The 16953-nt window shown below is 52.2% G+C and carries 14 protein-coding genes; 8 read left to right on the top strand and 6 right to left on the bottom strand.

Going from position 1 to position 16953, the window contains the following annotated elements; translation table 11 throughout:
* Positions 1–7 precede the first annotated feature (7 nt).
* The 5 genes from ACI1P2_RS21525 to ACI1P2_RS21505 all read left to right on the top strand — a co-directional run bounded on the left by ACI1P2_RS21525 (position 8) and on the right by ACI1P2_RS21505 (position 6257).
* Positions 8–1069, top strand: coding sequence for a DUF917 domain-containing protein (locus ACI1P2_RS21525; protein WP_355322467.1), 1062 nt, complete (start codon positions 8–10; stop codon positions 1067–1069).
* Positions 1070–1114: 45 nt separating this feature from the next.
* The gene (locus ACI1P2_RS21520) at positions 1115–2047 is read left to right on the top strand and encodes a DUF1177 domain-containing protein (RefSeq protein ID WP_355322465.1); all 933 of its coding nucleotides are present in this window, start codon (positions 1115–1117) and stop codon (positions 2045–2047) included.
* A gap of 97 nt (positions 2048–2144) precedes the next feature.
* Positions 2145–2816: an AroM family protein gene (locus ACI1P2_RS21515; protein WP_355322463.1), complete on the top strand. Its 672-nt coding sequence runs from the start codon at positions 2145–2147 to the stop codon at positions 2814–2816.
* 74 nt (positions 2817–2890) lie between these two features.
* Positions 2891–3835: an aminopeptidase gene (locus ACI1P2_RS21510; protein ID WP_355322461.1), complete on the top strand. Its 945-nt coding sequence runs from the start codon at positions 2891–2893 to the stop codon at positions 3833–3835.
* A gap of 646 nt (positions 3836–4481) precedes the next feature.
* A complete protein-coding gene (locus ACI1P2_RS21505) occupies positions 4482–6257 on the top strand; it encodes a polysaccharide deacetylase family protein (protein WP_355322459.1) in 1776 nt (591 codons plus the stop codon).
* Here ACI1P2_RS21505 and ACI1P2_RS21500 read toward each other — a convergent pair.
* The 5 genes from ACI1P2_RS21500 to ACI1P2_RS21480 all read right to left on the bottom strand — a co-directional run bounded on the left by ACI1P2_RS21500 (position 6254) and on the right by ACI1P2_RS21480 (position 10171).
* Positions 6254–6724 carry a hypothetical protein gene (locus ACI1P2_RS21500; RefSeq protein WP_355322457.1) on the bottom strand — a complete coding sequence of 157 codons (471 nt, stop codon included), beginning with the start codon at positions 6722–6724 and terminating at the stop codon, positions 6254–6256. The two genes, ACI1P2_RS21505 and ACI1P2_RS21500, sit on opposite strands and share 4 nt — an antisense overlap.
* A 262-nt stretch (positions 6725–6986) precedes the next feature.
* A complete protein-coding gene (locus tag ACI1P2_RS21495; protein ID WP_355322455.1) occupies positions 6987–7196 on the bottom strand; it encodes a hypothetical protein in 210 nt (69 codons plus the stop codon).
* Between the two features lie 264 nt (positions 7197–7460).
* Entirely contained in the window at positions 7461–8915 is a 1455-nt protein-coding gene (locus tag ACI1P2_RS21490; RefSeq protein WP_355322453.1) for a hypothetical protein, read from the bottom strand.
* Positions 8916–8936: 21 nt separating this feature from the next.
* Positions 8937–9446 (bottom strand): RNA polymerase sigma factor, encoded by a 510-nt coding sequence (locus ACI1P2_RS21485; protein ID WP_355322451.1) that lies wholly within the window; start codon positions 9444–9446, stop codon positions 8937–8939.
* A gap of 347 nt (positions 9447–9793) precedes the next feature.
* Positions 9794–10171, bottom strand: a complete 378-nt coding sequence (locus tag ACI1P2_RS21480) for a MerR family transcriptional regulator (protein WP_355322449.1) — start codon at positions 10169–10171, stop codon at positions 9794–9796.
* 229 nt (positions 10172–10400) lie between these two features.
* On the opposite strand from ACI1P2_RS21480, the gene ACI1P2_RS21475 reads away from it, so the two are divergent.
* Entirely contained in the window at positions 10401–11144 is a 744-nt protein-coding gene (locus ACI1P2_RS21475) for an SDR family oxidoreductase (RefSeq protein WP_355322447.1), read from the top strand.
* 178 nt (positions 11145–11322) lie between these two features.
* Here ACI1P2_RS21475 and ACI1P2_RS21470 read toward each other — a convergent pair whose 3' ends face one another.
* A complete protein-coding gene (locus ACI1P2_RS21470) occupies positions 11323–12240 on the bottom strand; it encodes a helix-turn-helix transcriptional regulator (protein WP_355322445.1) in 918 nt (305 codons plus the stop codon).
* Between the two features lie 174 nt (positions 12241–12414).
* Here ACI1P2_RS21470 and ACI1P2_RS21465 point away from each other — a divergent pair, with 174 nt between their 5' ends.
* Together ACI1P2_RS21465 and ACI1P2_RS21460 are read left to right on the top strand one after the other, a co-directional pair.
* The gene (locus ACI1P2_RS21465; RefSeq protein WP_355322443.1) at positions 12415–14637 is read left to right on the top strand and encodes a glycoside hydrolase family 52 protein; all 2223 of its coding nucleotides are present in this window, start codon (positions 12415–12417) and stop codon (positions 14635–14637) included.
* 24 nt (positions 14638–14661) lie between these two features.
* Positions 14662–16782: an alpha-glucuronidase family glycosyl hydrolase gene (locus ACI1P2_RS21460; RefSeq protein WP_355322441.1), complete on the top strand. Its 2121-nt coding sequence runs from the start codon at positions 14662–14664 to the stop codon at positions 16780–16782.
* Positions 16783–16953 lie beyond the last annotated feature (171 nt).

Genomic DNA, 16953 nt, shown 5'->3' with positions numbered 1-16953 from the left:
AGCCGGATTGACCAGAATCAAACTGGATGAACAAATTGTGAAATATGCCGTATACGGCGGCGCTGTTCTGGGCGGCGGCGGCGGCGGCTGGATCAAGGACGGGCTGCAGATCGGAAGGCTGGCCCTTGAGGTCGGCCAGCCCGAGCTGGTGACCATGGATGAATTCGCCGATGACGATGTGTTCGTCACCGTCTCCCTGGTGGGCGCACCCGCGGCCAAGGAGCAGTTCGTCAAGCCGATCCATTACACCAGAACGCTGGAGCTGCTCGCACAGAAGATCGGCCGGCCGATCCAGGCCATCCATACGAACGAGAACGGTGCAGGCACGTCCGTGAACGGCTGGTTCCAGTCCGCCATGACGGGCATCCCGCTCGTCGACTTCGCCTGTAATGGCCGTGCCCACCCAACCGGCACGATGGGTTCGATGAACCTGACGGAGGTGGAGGGTTACGTCTCTCACCAAGCGGCGGTCGGCGGTCAAGGGGATCGTTATGTGGAGATGGTCATTTCGGGATCGCTCGACATCGCTTCCACGATGGTCCGCAAAGCTTCCGTGGAAGCCGGCGGTCTTGTGGCGGTAGCCCGGAATCCCGTCACCGCAGCCTATGCGAAAGCAAACGGGGCGGTTGGTGCCATTACACAGGCGATCGCCGTGGGCGAAGCGCTGCTCTCCAACCAGGGAGAAGCTGCAATCAGCGCTGTCGTATCCCTGCTCGGCGGGCAGGTGACCGCTATGGGCACTGTTACGGACTTCAGCCTGGAGACCACCGGCGGCTTCGACGTTGGTACGGTCGTGATCGACGATGCTTACGAAATGACGTTCTGGAATGAATATATCACGCTCGAGAAGGATGGGCAGCGCTATGCCACCTTCCCGGACCTGATCATGACGCTGGATGCCAAGACAGGCAAGCCGGTGATCACGGCCACGGTGGAAAAAGGCCAGCAGCTCGCCGTCATCACCGTTCCGAAGGACAATCTGCTGCTCAGCACTACCATGAGCAACACCAAATTATTGAAGTCGGTTGAAGATATCATTCAAAAACCGGTCATCCCTTATCTGGGCTAATGCCCGGCAGGGATTGCCACTAATATTTAACTGGAGGATAACAACATGACACTTAAGCAAACACTGATTGCAATCGATGAACTGGACAATGGATCTGTAAACGGAGAGCAGGTTAAAAAGCTGTTCAGCAGCTATCCTGACGTGACTTTTACCGTCACCAAGGTTACAGGCGAGAAAGGCAGCACGGATTTCATCAAGATTCTCATTCCAGGCACGAACGGCAAAAGCAGCGGCGGCGATGCCCCAACCTTCGGCATCGTCGGGCGGCTTGGCGGCATCGGCGCGCGTCCAAGCCGGATCGGTCTTGTATCGGACGCCGACGGCGCCGTAGCGGCAGTGGCCTCTGCGCTGAAGCTGGCTGACATGCAGACAAAAGGCGACAAGCTGAAGGGCGATGTGATCGTAACGACACATATTTGCCCGGATGCGCCGACCCGACCGCACGAGCCGGTGGATTTCATGGATTCTCCTGTAGATATTCTGGCCATGAACACCCATGAAGTGGTCCCGGAAATGGACGCCATTTTGTCCATCGACACAACCAAGGGCAACCGTGTCATCAATCATAAAGGCATTGCCATTTCCCCTACCGTCAAGGAGGGATACATTCTCCGCGTCAGTGAAGATCTGCTGCGCATCATGGAGATGGCGACAGGCAAATTTGCCGTAACCTTCCCTATCACCATGCAGGATATTACGCCTTACGGAAATGACCTGTACCATATCAACTCCATTCTTCAGCCTGCGGTAGCGACGGATGCGCCGGTGGTCGGTGTTGCCGTAACCGCACAATCCATCGTACCGGGCTGCGGAACCGGGGCAAGCCATGAAGTGGATATTGCGGACGCTGTCCGTTTTGCCGTGGAAGTGGCCAAAGAAACGACAAACGGCACCTGCGCGTTCTACGACGCCGCCGAATTTGACCGCATTACCTCACTGTACGGTTCCATGAAAATTTTGCAGACGAGCGGAAAATAACCCGCTTAACGAAGGGCGGCGGGGGGAAGCATTCCCCCGCTGTTCCTTTTCCCGCTTCAATATATGCAATGTGCAAAAATTACGGAGGTGGATGGCAATGAAACAACTGGGCATGATCACGATCGGCCAGGCACCGCGCACCGATGTGGCGCCAATTATCGAGAAATACCTGGATGGACGCGCCGAGCTGGTACAGGTGGGTGTACTGGACGGCATGACCAAGGAATATATTGATGAACAGCTTGCCCCCGAGGCAGGCGACTATGTGTTGACCTCCCGTCTGGTGAATGGTGAGTCGGCCGTTATGGGACGCTCCAAAATCCAGCCGATTCTGCAGCAAAAAATCTATGATCTGGAGGAACGGGGGATCGAGCAGATTTTACTGCTTTGCACAGGCGTATTTCCTGGACTGGAAACACGCACCTCCTATCTGATCGAGCCGGATCATATTATTCCGCCGACGGTCAAAGCGCTGGTAGGGCCGCGCCGTTTTGGCGTCCTGGTGCCGCTGGAGGAGCAGCGGGAGAATCTGAAGCCCAAGTATACTCCCTACGGAATGAACCCCGTATTCGCCGTCGCCTCCCCCTATGTCAACAATCCGGAGTATTACCGCGCCGCAGCTCTGGAATTAAAGGACAAGGCCGATATTATTTTGCTGGACTGCATGGGGTATACGGAGGAAGCGCGCCAGCTGATAGCCTGGACGTCTGAGAAGCCGGTCGTTCTATCCAACGCCATCATGGCCAAACTGGTATCTGAGATGATTTGACACGGTACGCGCGGAAATCCTGTTATAATGGAACTATGAAGTTCCAGACACTGCGCGATGAAGGAGGAAGACGGATGAATCAACAGCTGGTGGATATCAGTAAAAATGTATTGCAAAGCTGTCTCGGCCTGAAGGCGGAAGAAACCTTCCTGGTCGTGGCGGATGATGTGAAAAAAGAGCTGGCCGAAGCGCTGTATGAGGCAGGCAAGCAGCTCGGCGCGGAGGCGATGCTCGTCGTCATGAAGGAGCGGCTGAAATCCGGCGAAGAGCCGCCGCTCGCTATCTCCATCGCCATGGCGCAGTCGAATGTAGTCGTCTGTGTGACGAAGCATTCGCTGACACACACGCTGGCCCGCAAGCAGGCCGCCGCCGCGGGTGCACGCCTGGCCACGATGCCGGGCATTACGGAGGATATGTTCCTGGAAGGCGCCATCTCGGCCGATTACAACCAGGTTAAAGCGCTGACCGAGAAGGTAACCGCCATGCTAACTCCCGCCGAAGCGGTGCGGATTGAAAAAGGCGGCTATACTCTTACCTTCTCCATCGCCGGCCGCGAAGGTGTGCCCAGCACCGGCATGTACCTGAATCCGGGGGAATCTGGCAACCTGCCGTCAGGGGAAGCGTACATAGCGCCGCTTGAGGGCACGGCGGAAGGCCAGATTCTGATCGACGGCTCCATGGCCGGTATCGGCAAGCTGAGCTCCCCGCTGCTGCTCACAATTGAGCAGGGCCGGATTGTAAAAGCGGAAGGCCCGGACGGCCCAAGGCTGCTGGAGATTCTCGGCGACGGCGACGGCCGCATGCTGGCCGAATTCGGCATCGGCACGAACGACAAGGCGAGAATCACAGGCGTCGTGCTGGAGGACGAGAAGGTGTACGGCACCATCCACGTCGCTTTTGGCAGCAACAACACGTTCGGCGGAACGATCTCGGCCGGTGTGCATCTCGACGGCGTAGTCGGCCAGCCGGATGTATACCTGGACGAGAAGCTGATTATGAAAAGCGGGAAGTTTGTTTGAGGAAGCTTGGACCTTGGGGAATGCTTTAGCAGGCATTCCCCTTTGCTTTGATTTTCTAGCCAAAAAAGCATTGTATAATGTGGCTTAAAACCGAAAGTGTTGCTTGACCGGGGATTAGGTACGAGTAGGCAAGCGCGAAAGTTCTAACGGTTGTGATCGACGCTACTTGGGAAAAAACGGGTGGTTACAAAATATAACGGTTGCCAGCGAGCCTATTTCCCGTTTTATCGCAGGTAAAGGAGCTGTTTCTCCTAAATAAGCGCGCCTACAACTGTTAAAAAAGAAACCTTGCTTTTCTCGACCGAATAAGCGCTAGTACAACCGTTAGCAATGAAATGTACCGGATAGATCGATCATTCGGAGCAAACTCATTGGTCAAGCACAGATTTCTGGATTGAGCTTATAATGTATTAAAGAATATAAAAAACCACCGGATCAGGTCCCAACCTGGTCCCGGTGGTTTTTCTTGTCTCGGGCTATTTTCCAGGCATATGCCCCCATTCTCTTCAAGTATGTTATTTCCACAGACTCATTCATATTTTCATAAGTTACAATTTGGGTACAATCTCTCTAGTTTCTGCAACAATTGCTAGTTATACTATATTAATCGCATAAATTAATATTCACTGAAAGTAGGTCAATTTAAATGAAGCAGCAGTATCACCTATTGAGGCTGGTCGTCTTTACCGCAATGGTGGTGGCATTGGTTCTAGCCCAAAATTCTTTAGTTCTGGCTGCAAACCAGCCTAAAGGATCTGAACCGGTGTCCTCATCGGGGAAAAAGGCCAATAAAATGGTGGCATTAACCTTTGACGATGGACCAGACAAGATATATACCGATAAGGTGCTTGATATTCTGAAAGATTACAAAGTGAAGGGCACATTCTTTGTAATAGGAGAAAAGGTTAAACAATATCCCGGTGTTATAAAACGCATCGCACAAGAAGGCCATGCATTGGGCAATCATTCGTGGAGTCATTCTCAACTAACCAAGATTAACAAAGAGAAGATTCGCCAGGAAATTGTAAAGACGGATACTGCGATTCGTGAGATTACCGGCTTTACGCCAACGCTGGTACGCCCTCCCTATGGAGCAACATCGGCTCAGATCAAAGAAGAAATTCATGCTTTGGGGCATACTCAAGCGTTATGGAATGTAGATACCCGGGATTGGGCGACGAGCTCCTCGGTTGCCAGTATTCTCAAAACGGTGAAGTCAAGCTCTGGCAACAAGATTACCGTGCTGATGCATTCCGGGGGAGGAAAGCGGGACAAGACACTCAAGGCGCTTCCCCAAATTATCGATTATTACCGATCGCAAGGCTACACTTTTGTTACAATGTCCGAGCTTAACGGTGTGGCTGACAATATAGAGGGATCCACGGCTTCTACTGGAGATAAAGACGCTAGCAAGCCGGATTCTTCAGGCGATAAGCCCCAATCAAATGATACCGGCGGCACCATTGAGCGTAATATCCGCTTGATATACAATGGCTCGGAAGTTAATTTTCCGGATGCGAAACCGTTTATAGATGAAAATAGCAGAGTACAGGTGCCTGTCAGATTCATGGCGGAGACCTTGAAATTTGATGTGAAATGGGGAGCAAGCAGCGGCCAAAAAAGTATTATTCTGACGAAAGACAATTTGAGCGTAGATTTGAAAATTGGCGACAAAGCGGCTGTTGTCAACGGATCGCAGATAGATATGGATACTAGCGCCATGCTGTTTCACGAAAGAACTTATGTCCCGTTAAGGTTTTTGAGTGAACTTGCCGGAATGGATATTACGTGGAGCTCCGCCGGCGATACCATTAAACTGTCTTATAAGGAGACAAAAGAAGACAACTCCGATGAGCAGGCCCAGACTCAGCCGACTCAACCGACCCAACCTGCTCCACCGACTCAACTGGCTCAACCTGGCGATACGTACATCGTGTCTGCCCCGAGAGCTACTGTCCAACAAGCAAAAGCATGGGCAACGGCCAAAGGTGCAACGGATGTGTTCATAGATCTGGCGGATATTGTCTGGGATGAAGCGACTCAAGTGGGGGTTGATCCGACTGTTGTGTACTGCCAGTTTGCAAAGGAGACGGGCTTTGGAAAATTTGGGGGCATATTAGATGAAACGTTTATGAATCCGGCCGGCTTAAAAACGCCAATCGGAGGCTCCGACACAGACCATGAGGCACATCAACGCTTTACCAGCTGGGAGGAAGGGGTTCAGGCCCAGATTGACCATTTGGCGCTGTACGCAGGGGCGCCGGGTTACCCTAAAACCTTTACACCTGATCCAAGGCATTTTCCCGGTTTGATGGGGCAGGCAGCTACGGTGGAAGCATTAGGTGGAACATGGGCCATTAGTCCTACCTATGGCGTCGAAATCGTTAATATGATGATGGAGTTGGAAGCGACAAGCAGCTAGGTTACCAGCCTGACAACTAACAAGCTCTTGAAATGGTCCTTGTGACTATTCAGGAGCTTGTTCAGTCTCAAGGGCTGCCCCATAAGTAACTGGTTCAAGTATGTTATTACCGTAATGGCGCCTGCGCCCACTCCAATTTTGAACTCAGAACCAAACCTTCGGATGGATTCTTTATCTGCAGTTATCTTGAAGTCTTGGTCAGATCTGAAAAAACCTAATCTATATATCCCATTAGAGTAAATTTGTTCCCAATCAAGCTGGTAAAGATGTTTTTCGAACGATACATATAAGCCGTCCAATCTTTCAACCGGAAATTCTGCGGTGGCTTCAATATAGCTGAGCTCAATCCACGTTCCGTTTCTTAAGCAGTCTCGTAGAATTGCCATATTCCCCGCCCCTTTTAAAATCTTATTTGAAACTCCAGTTTGATTTCCATCAACGCTTGGCAGCATTAACTCGATAGTCAATTGTACTTCTACCAGTAGATTCAAAATGTTGCGATTCCAAAGTTTCTGAAATCCTGAAATTATGATCTATAGCACTCTGATTTAGTATTTTTTTTAATATACATTTCATAATAGGTATATAGCAAACTCTGAATTAAAAAGGTAGAGGATAGCTATTACTCACAAATAATCAATTATTTGACGGAGGTTCAATGAGTCGGTACAAGCAGTTTCTGTTGATGTTTATTATCTCAATCCCCTTTAGCATCGTGAATTTTCCTGCTTACTTAAAAGGACATATTCCAAGTGCATTGCAAGCTTCAGCATCCGTACTATTTATTACAATCTGGTTTGTATTTGGTTTGATGAGCCATTCCAGATGGAGAGATTTCATTCTTGTGTCCTCCATTTTCTGGGTAGGAGGAGCCCTGTTTCTTGCAGTAGGATATTTTGGGGATATTGCTGCTCTGTTTATTCCTACTGCTTTTGTCATCCCCGGACCCTCTTATGGGATAAGGTACTTCTGGAATGCTCCATCGGATATAACATTTGCCTTTGCAATTACAATGATAAGTTATGCATCTGGTATATTGGGTCTAGCTGTTGGACAAATAACCAAACTAAGAAGTCGGTAATAGCCGTAACAAGTTCTCACATTTATGACCTCCTGCACTCTTTTTAAGCAGTGTAGGGACTAATGGTACTTATAAAAAAAGGAAGAAACCCATTCAAGCAGGCTTCTTCCTTGTGGAAAATACTATTTTTCCGGATGCAAAGTCACAGACTTCGCCTCCATAATCGGATTCCAGTACCGTTCGATTGCTACGGTCAGAGGCTGAGGATAGCTCGCTGCCTGCTCCCCGAAGTTGTAACGTGACTGATACACCATTTTATTGCCTCCTGAGACAATACTCATTATATTACCTCCACCGCTTGTACTGGAGCTGTACGTCACACCGTTCCGGTCGGTAAATTGGCCAGATAGCCGCAAGCTGATGCCAAAGCTGCTCCTTAAGGAGCTTTGTACCCTTTGTTCAAGCAAAATGTCTCCTCTTCCTTCTTGCCCAGCCGCTATTTTTAAGTCCGGATCCGGAGCATCAATCATCTGTTTTTTGTTAAGATCAACTACAATCTTCATTTTACTTTTTTCAAGCGCGGAAATTCCAGCAACAGCAAACGCCGCAGTGTCATGCCGATCAAATTGGCTATTCTTGAGCACCAAGGTGTAATTATACGGAGAATTTTCCGTCTGGATTATATTGTATTGCATATCAGAGCTGCGGTAACCCAGCCGCTCTTCCTTCTCTCCGTTGGTCCCCTTCAAAACAGGATAAATCAGTTCAAAAATCTGTTTGTCGTTTGTCTGATCATACTCCAAATCCACGTAGGAGTTCAGTGGAGTGTATAACACTTGCTGAACGATAATTTGTTGTCCGGCGACCGTAAGCACCTGATCCGGTTTATAGGTTTGCATTCGGTCCTTCAGCATATCAGGGTCCAGATTAAAAGCAACCTCCAGGCCGGTGCGGTATTTGCCACTGCTGGAACTCAATGCTTCCGCAGAAGTTTCTGTAAGGGTAACCGTAAACTTTACCTCTTTCGTATTTTGAGTCTCTGGCGAAAGGTTGGCTGAATATGCAAAGTACGTGGTTTCACCCGGTTCAACCCTTGAGTCTCCCGGTGCTATATTCAGCGATGCCCGATAGGAGCTCACCTCCACACCTCCGTAGCTCAAGGAGTTGCCCACTGTCGTTACTTCCTGATCCGTATTGTTGTGCACACTGTACAAAAGATATATTTTCCGTCCATCGGTTACCGCGCCGGCCATATCCAGCTCGTATCCATTTTTTTCAACACCTTGATATACAGGTACTACCAAATCCTGCTGCAGTGCATTTGAGAGTATGGGATCATTAATGCCGAGAAAGGGGTCAAAACCGCTCCATTCACGGGGAGTGCCCCGCTGTGCCGTATCGGTGCCAATACCGACCGTAGAAGCTCCCATAAAGGAAAAGCTTAATAATACCAGCACCACCAACGATGCCGCCATTCCAGCTCCTAAAGAATAATTGCGGCGCGCACCGCGTTTTCTTCCTCGAACCATGCCATTTCGGACAGCAGCGGAAAGCTTGGCTTCTTCAAGCCCTTCAGCAGCACGATGAACCTCATAGGCATCCTTACTTAATAGTTGCTCTTCATTTTGTCCCATCATCCATCCACCTCCTGTAGCTTCCTAGAGATAACCGCGGAGCTGCTTAAGGCCTTCACGCAGCCAGGTTTTAATCGTACCTTCCGGCTTATTCAGCACCTTCGCAATCTCGGCAATCGTCATGTCCTGGTAATACCTCAAAACGACAACATGCCTATACTTCGGCTTCAGCCGGTCCATTGCCCTCTTCAAATCGATCCTGTCATTGCTTTTCATTTCGTGAGCCGCATACTCTTGTAAATGCTCAGCAGGAAATACACGCTTCCGTCTCCTCAACTCATCCATACAGCAGTTGATCGTAATGCGGATCAGCCAGGGCCTGAAGGACTGCTCGTCCTTGAGCTTGCTACGCTTCATCCAGGCACGGCAGGATACTTCCTGTACTACTTCCAATGCATCCGCTTCGGTGCGCATATAGCTCAAGGCTATGGTGTACAGCCTGCGCTGCTCGGCCGACAGGCGCTCGTAGAATGTATCTTCGTCCATGAGCTGTGATCGTGACATTCTTGGCTTGCTCATTGTGTTTTCCATCATACCCCTCCCCCTTTCTCTCTATCTGTCTGATATGTAGAGGCTAATATTTTCGATTCCTAAGTTAAGACGGTACTTGGAGGAAAAACGATTGAATTTTCTGGAATAACACAAATTCGGCGGTCTTACTTAACTGGCTAAAGCCTAAATAAAAGGACGGCCACTAGGCCGCCCTATAACTCTACTTACTATCTTCTACCTTCTTGCTGGGCTCGTGACTTCTCCATCAACCAGAATGACGTCAGACTTTAAACTACCGTCCAAAGTAGCAAATTAATAGGTAGCTGCAGCAGGTACACGAGAAGCTGGGCCAGTAGTCTGTACTAAAGTACCAGCATGAGGTTTCCTTCTTAAGGCAGCATCTTCATTAACCCCTTCTCCTGCATGTCATACAGCGCCAGCTTGTAATTGATTTGCTCCAGATATTTATAGGTCTGTCTAAGGTCCTCTTCCACCTTTGCCTTATGATCGAGCATCATTTGTTTGCGGATAGCCAGGGTGCTCTCCCCTTCCCGGTACCAGTCAACGTATTGCTTGATTTCGGACAGCGGCATGCCTGTAGAGCGCAGCGCCAAAATAAAATTCAGCCACTCCATACTCTCTTCATCGTAAAAGCGATTGCCGCTATCATCCCGCTTGACACCAGGCAGTATTCCCTCCCGCTCATAATAGCGCAGCGTATATGCCGTGATTCCTGTTTCCTCCGACACTTCTTTAATCGTGGACATCATTTACCCTCCATATGTTAGAGTTAACTATAATATATTTCTCTTGGATTAGCGCCCGTTTTATAAAAATCCATTCTCTAAATCAAAATAAAACCTTATAAATAAAGGGTTTATTAATGTTTTGTTTTATTACAATTCCACGCTTGACTTAGAGTTTACTATATTAGATAAGATGAATTCAAGCCAGTTGGGACTGGTAACTAAAATCCAACACAAGGAGAGATTCGAGATGAAGCAAAAAGTGGCCATTATTACAGGTGCAAGCAGCGGGATGGGGGCAGCAACAGCCAAACTCCTCGCCCAACACGACATTAAAGTCATGCTGGCCGCACGCAGAGAAGATCGTTTGCAGCAGCTGCAGGAGGAAATTCGCAGTGCCGGAGGCGAAGCGAGCTATAAGGTAACGGATGTGACTTCACGCAACGATGTCGAAGCATTGGCAGAAGCCACGATTCAAACCTATGGGCAAATTGACATTATGATTAACAATGCCGGCATCATGCCGCTGTCCTTTTTCCGTCATTTAAAGGTGGACGAGTGGGAGCGCATGGTTGATGTTAATATCAAGGGCGTGCTCTATGGCATGGCGGCAGTGTACAAGCATATGGAAGAACGGAATGAAGGCCATATTATCAATTTCTCGTCCATTGCAGGGCATATTACCTTCCCTTCAAGCTCCATCTACAGCGCAACCAAGACTGCAGTACGGGTTCTGACAGAAGGAATGCGGACGGAGCTGGGCGCAAAGCAAAACATTCGCACAACCCTGATCTCCCCCGGCGCGGTGGAAACAGAGCTGTACGGCACCATCACGGACGATTCAATTTATCCGACACTGGAAAAGCTGGGCAGTACGGAGTGGCAGCAGCTTGATCCAAGCGATATTGCCAATACTGTTCTATTTGCCATACAGCAGCCCGCAAATGTGACGATCAATGAATTGATTGTCAGACCTACGTCGCAAAGCCTGTAAAGCTAAGCAAAAGGGACGACGCCTGTCTTAAACAGGCCTCGTCCTTTTTACTTTTTAGATAAAAGAGTGTATAGGTTTCAGCGGAGCTGAAGCATTCTTTTATTCGCAACAAATATTCGTAACAAATGCCCTTCTAAATACAGTCTGTCTTCTGCGAGAGCACGTCGATAACGTTATCTTAGCCCTCCCCCTGCCGAACGGCTTCCATCCGCCGGAATTCGCTTGGGGACATCCCCGACCAACGCTTGAACTGTCTGCTGAAATGGGCGATATCTCTGTAGCCGAGCATGGCCGCAATCTGCTGCACAGGCATGGCTGCATCAGCCAGCAGCAGCTTCGCTTCATGCAGGACAAGCCTGGACAGGTATGTGCGCGGCGACTCTCCGAATACCTGCCTGAACACACGGCCGCAGTGGGAGACGCTGATGCCAAGCTCTGCCGCGATATCGTCGATGCCGTAGTGGCCATCCTCTTCCGTCCCCTGCCTGAACGTCTGATTGGCTATGCCCTGCAGGCGGCTGGCGATCTGATGTGCCAGTTCGGTTCGGTCATAAGCGCCCGCGGAGAGGCCGGCCGCCTCGCTCGATACCGCCTCCCACAGGACGGCAAACAGCTCAAACACTGCGGACTGCATCCGCATGCGGCGGGCGACGGTATTGCCGGTCTCGGACTCCGCGAGATCAAGCAGCTTGGCGAGCGCCGGCTTCAGCTGCACCGCCACCGCTCCGTCCGCGGGGAACAGCTCCTGCTCCAGGCGGGCGAGCAGGGACAGAAACAGCTTATCGTCGATATCAAAATGCATGCAAAAATAAGTAAAGGGCGCTCCTCCGCTTTTGCTTGAGTGAACGATCCCCGGACGCAGCAGCATCAAATCCCCGGCCTGCTGCACGTAGTGTTTTCCCTCCACAGTCATATGCTGCTCTCCGTCCAGCACGACATTAATTTCGTATTGGGGATGCTCATGCGCGGGATAATCCCAGCCGCTGCCCACCCGGCGCGTATGGATGGCGAACAGATTGACCGTCGTCCGCACATCTGGAAAGAAGGCCTCCTCCATGCTGCTGCCCGGCTTGGGTGGTACAAAGCTTGTTCCCATTTCTCGCTCCTCCTGCTCCGTAATATGATTAATGACAGTATATACCGAGACCAGCCCGATTTGGGTAAATGTTTGCGCGATTTGTCAATGGCCCCCCCCGCCCGCCCCGTGATAGGCTGTAGCTGAACTATTCAGCGGAGCACAATTCAACTCTAATTGAAAGGGGTTTCAGTCATGACGTCAAATATATTCTTTAATGCACAGCATTCGCCGATCGGAGCATTTGCCAGCTTCACGCTTGGCTTCCGCGGTGCCAAAGGCGGACTTGGCATTGAGCTCGGAAAACCAGCCGACGAGAACGTGTACATCGGACTGCAATCTCGCGACGGGAAAGTCTATGAAGCACTGCCGTTCTTCACGGCCGTTCAGGATGAGAGCACCAGATACGATGTGGAGAAAAAGGATAAAGAAGCCGATGAAATCTCCCCCTCCGATCCGAACGGAAGCAATCTGCAAAATCCGAACGACGGATACCGTCCTTCCGCGACGAAACTGCTGCCGTTCGATGACGCTGCCATCTCGCGCGAGTATAAAGCAGGCACTGACACATGGCGCGCCGGTGACCTGACGTTCCGGATTTATTCTCCAGTACGGCCCGTACCGGAGCCGGGCAAAAGCGGCGAAGAAGAACTGAAGGCCGCACTTGTCCCTGCCGTATTCGTTGAACTGACCGTGGACAACACACAGGGCCAATTCGCACGAAAAGCCTTCTTCGGTTATGAAGGAAGCGACCCGTACAGCGCGATGCGCGTCATTGATCACGCCTCGGCAGGCGGCAAAGGCATTGGCCAGGGCCGCAGCACGGCGATCGTCTCCGACGATGAAGGCGTCGTGCCCGCGCTCGGGTTTACCATTGAAAAGATACTGAGAGAGGCGCTGGCGGAAAATCTGACCTTCGGCCTCGGCGGCACGGGAGCGCTTCTGATGGAAGTGCCGGCGGGAGAACAGCAGACATACCGGTTCGCCGTATGCTTCTACCGTGGCGGCCTGGTAACCTCCGGCATTGATGCGTCGTATTATTACACCCGCTTGTTCTCCAATATCGAGGAGGTCCCCGGCTACGCCCTGAGCCGCTTCGAGGAACTCACCGCCGCCTGCGCCGCAGCGGACGGCTGGATCGAAGCGGACGGCCTGTCCGCGAACCAGTCCTTTATGCTGGCACATGCCATTCACAGCTACTATGGCAGCACACAGCTGCTGGATGCAGACGGGGAGCCGCTCTGGATTGTCAACGAAGGCGAATACCGGATGATGAATACGCTGGATCTGACGGCCGACCAGCTGTACTTCGAACTGCTGATGAACCCTTGGACTGTCCGCAACGAGCTGGAGCTGTTTGTGAACCGCTACAGCTATCATGACGAGGTGTTCCTTCCCGGCGAGAGCCACAAATATCCGGGAGGCATCGCGTTTACCCATGACGTCGGTGTCGCCAATGTGTTCTCCCGTCCGGGATATTCCGCCTACGAGCTGGCCGGCATTGATGATTGCTTCTCCTATATGAGCCATGAGGAGCTGGTCAACTGGCTGTGCTGTGCGCTGGTATATATAGAGCAGACCGGAGACCGTGAGTTCACGGAACGCATGCTGCCTGTTATACAGGAATGCTTCCAGAGTATGCTGAACCGCGATCATCCCGAAGCTGACAAGCGTAACGGCCTGATGGGACTGGACAGCTCGCGCACGCTGGGCGGAGCGGAGATCACCACGTATGATAGCCTGGACGTCTCTCTGGGACAGTCGCGGAACAACATTTATCTGGCGGGCAAATGCTGGGCGGTATATGTCGCGCTGGAGAAGCTTTTTGCTGCCGAGGAGCTCGCAGACCTGTCCCGTGAGGCAGGGCAGCAAGCGGACAGATGTGCCGCTACGATCACCAGCCACATAACGGATGGCGGGTACATCCCGGCCGTCATCGCAGAGGGCAATGATTCCAAAATCATTCCCGCCATCGAAGGCTTGATCTTCCCGTACTTCACCGGCTGTGAAGACGCCCTCAAGGCAGACAGCCGCTTCGGCTCCTACCTGCAGGCGCTCAAGCAGCACCTGAAGACTGTGCTTGTACCGGGAATCTGCTTGTTCGAGGATGGAGGCTGGAAGCTCTCCTCCACCAGCAACAACTCCTGGCTCAGCAAAATCTATCTGTGCCAGTTCATCGCCCGCGAACTCCTCGGGCTCGCCTGGGATCAGGAAGGGCACGCCGCCGATGCCGCTCATGTAGCGTGGCTTACTCATGCAGAGCACTCCTATTGGGCCTGGGGTGACCAGATTCTGGCAGGTGACATTATCGGCAGCAAATATTATCCGCGCGGCGTGACCGCCATTCTGTGGTTATTTGAAGGAAGAGGCAACCGGCTGACAGCCGGGCTGCACGAGCAATCCAAGCAATTTGCCTGACGGCATTTTCCGGGAGGACATGACATGTACAATTACATCAGCGCTGACGCGGTTCAGTCCGGGTATGAGGCTTGGCTTCAGTACCGCCCGGTACCGGGAGCAAGCATGCCGGACTGGTGCGCCAGCATCGCCGTCTCCGAAGCGGATGAAATATTGGAATCAGCCGTACAGGAGCTGGAGCGGGGAATCACTTCCCTGTTCCGACAGCGCCCCAGCCTGATTCGGCAGCGCACCGGTTTGATTCGGGAACACACCGGCTCATTTCAACAGGCGGCGGCCACCACGGACGGCGGACACATCTTTATCGGCACGTTTGCGGGTAATCCGCTGGTGCGGCAGGCTTTCACTGAAGCGGAGCAGGAGCAGACCGCCGGGGAAGCCTACCGCATTCGGACGAATGTGGAGGACGGGAGCGTTACGGTAGCCGGGCAGACGGCGACGGGCGTGCTGTACGGCGCCTTTCACCTGCTGCGGCTGCTGCAGACCGGCGCGGATGTGCAGCAGATCGATTTGCTGGAGAACCCGGCCAATCCGCTGCGTATGATCAATCAGTGGGATAACATGGACGGCAGCATTGAGCGCGGTTATGCGGGCAAGTCCATTTTTTACGAAAATAACGAAATCACCAAGGATATGGGCCGGATTCGCGATTACGCCCGCCTGCTCGCCTCCGCAGGGCTGAACGCCATTGCCATCAACAATGTGAATGTGCACCGGGTGGAGTCGCAGCTCATAACAGAGCGCCTCCTTCCCGACGCGGCCAGGCTGTCGGCGGTATTCCGCGCCTACGGCATCCGGACCTTCTTCAGCATCAACTATGCCAGCCCTATTGAAGTCGGCGGACTGGCCACAGCCGATCCGCTCGACCCTGAGGTGGCGGAATGGTGGAAGCAGACGGCGCATAAGATTTATGCGGCCATTCCGGACTTCGGCGGCTTTCTCGTGAAGGCCGATTCTGAAAACCGTCCCGGGCCGTTCAGCTATGGGCGCAATCATGCGGAAGGAGCCAATATGCTGGCAGAGGCACTGCAGCCGTACGGCGGGCTGGTCATCTGGCGCTGCTTCGTGTACAACTGCAAGCAGGATTGGCGCGACCGCTCCACCGACCGCGCACGGGCCGCCTATGACCATTTCAAGCCTTTGGACGGCCTGTTCCATGACAATGTCATTTTGCAGGTGAAGAACGGTCCGATGGACTTTCAAGTCCGGGAGCCGGTCTCTCCGCTCTTCGGCGCGATGGAACGGACGAATCTGATGCTGGAGTTCCAGATCACGCAGGAGTACACCGGGCAGCAGCGGCATTTATGCTATCTTGTTCCACAATGGAAGGAAGTACTGGACTTTGACACCTATGCCAGGGGCAAAGGCTCGACGGTCAAGCGGATTGCGGACGGCTCGCTGTTCGGCCGTGGAAACACCTGCGGTATTGCCGCCGTCTCCAACATCGGCTCCGACGCCAACTGGACGGGCCATCTGCTGGCCCAATCCAATTTATACGGGTACGGCCGGCTGACGTGGAATCCCGGGCTGTCCGCCGAAGACATTGCCGACGAATGGATCAGAATGACCTTCGGCTCCAACGAACGGGTCATATCGGCCATGTCCCGTATGCTGCTGGATTCCTGGAGTATTTATGAGTCCTACACCGCCCCGCTCGGGGTCGGCTGGATGGTGAATCCGGATCATCATTACGGCCCGAACGTGGACGGCTACGAATACTCCAAATGGGGCACCTACCATTTTGCCGACTGCAGCGGGATCGGCGTCAACCGGACGGACGCCGACGGCACCGGATATGCTGCACAGTACATCGGCCCCAATGCGGAGCTGTACGAATCGCTGGAGAGCTGCCCCGATGAGCTGCTGCTCTTCTTCCATCACGTACCGTATACCCATGTTCTGCATTCCGGCAAAACAGTGATTCAGCACATTTACGACTCCCATTTTGAAGGGGCCGAACGGGCAGCCCGGCTTATGGAGACCTGGATGGAATTGAAGGAGAAGCTGGACGAATCCATGTACCTGCAGGTGCTGGAACAGCTGAAGCACCAGGTGGAGCACGCCGGGGAATGGCGTGATATGATCAATACGTATTTCTTCCGCAAGAGCGGAATTCCGGATAAGCACGGACGCTCCATCTACTAGGAGCATACTAATACTCTATGTCCCCCACTTATTGGCAGCGGCGATGAGCAACATCGCGGCTGCTTTTTTTTGCTCCCATTTTTCCCGGCGAGGGCATTCTTTTTTCGTAAGATTTTAAAAGAAATCGGTCATCTCTCTGCTTTTGCCCGCTCTCTCCCCCTCCTATACTGA

It is taken from the genome of Paenibacillus jiangxiensis (assembly GCF_046098255.1).
Lineage (GTDB): Bacteria > Bacillota > Bacilli > Paenibacillales > Paenibacillaceae > Paenibacillus > Paenibacillus jiagnxiensis.
This window is presented reverse-complemented; position numbering and strand designations above follow the sequence as displayed.

Coding starts and splice junctions, on each gene's coding strand:
- ACI1P2_RS21520 (WP_355322465.1), top strand. CDS start 1,115: ATGACACTTAAGCAAACACTGATTGCAATCGATGAACTGGACAATGGA.
- ACI1P2_RS21515 (WP_355322463.1), top strand. CDS start 2,145: ATGAAACAACTGGGCATGATCACGATCGGCCAGGCACCGCGCACCGAT.
- ACI1P2_RS21510 (WP_355322461.1), top strand. CDS start 2,891: ATGAATCAACAGCTGGTGGATATCAGTAAAAATGTATTGCAAAGCTGT.
- ACI1P2_RS21505 (WP_355322459.1), top strand. CDS start 4,482: ATGAAGCAGCAGTATCACCTATTGAGGCTGGTCGTCTTTACCGCAATG.
- ACI1P2_RS21495 (WP_355322455.1), bottom strand. CDS start 7,196: ATGACAAAAGCAGTAGGAATAAACAGAGCAGCAATATCCCCAAAATAT.
- ACI1P2_RS21490 (WP_355322453.1), bottom strand. CDS start 8,915: ATGATGGGACAAAATGAAGAGCAACTATTAAGTAAGGATGCCTATGAG.
- ACI1P2_RS21485 (WP_355322451.1), bottom strand. CDS start 9,446: ATGATGGAAAACACAATGAGCAAGCCAAGAATGTCACGATCACAGCTC.
- ACI1P2_RS21480 (WP_355322449.1), bottom strand. CDS start 10,171: ATGTCCACGATTAAAGAAGTGTCGGAGGAAACAGGAATCACGGCATAT.
- ACI1P2_RS21475 (WP_355322447.1), top strand. CDS start 10,401: ATGAAGCAAAAAGTGGCCATTATTACAGGTGCAAGCAGCGGGATGGGG.
- ACI1P2_RS21470 (WP_355322445.1), bottom strand. CDS start 12,240: ATGGGAACAAGCTTTGTACCACCCAAGCCGGGCAGCAGCATGGAGGAG.
- ACI1P2_RS21465 (WP_355322443.1), top strand. CDS start 12,415: ATGACGTCAAATATATTCTTTAATGCACAGCATTCGCCGATCGGAGCA.
- ACI1P2_RS21460 (WP_355322441.1), top strand. CDS start 14,662: ATGTACAATTACATCAGCGCTGACGCGGTTCAGTCCGGGTATGAGGCT.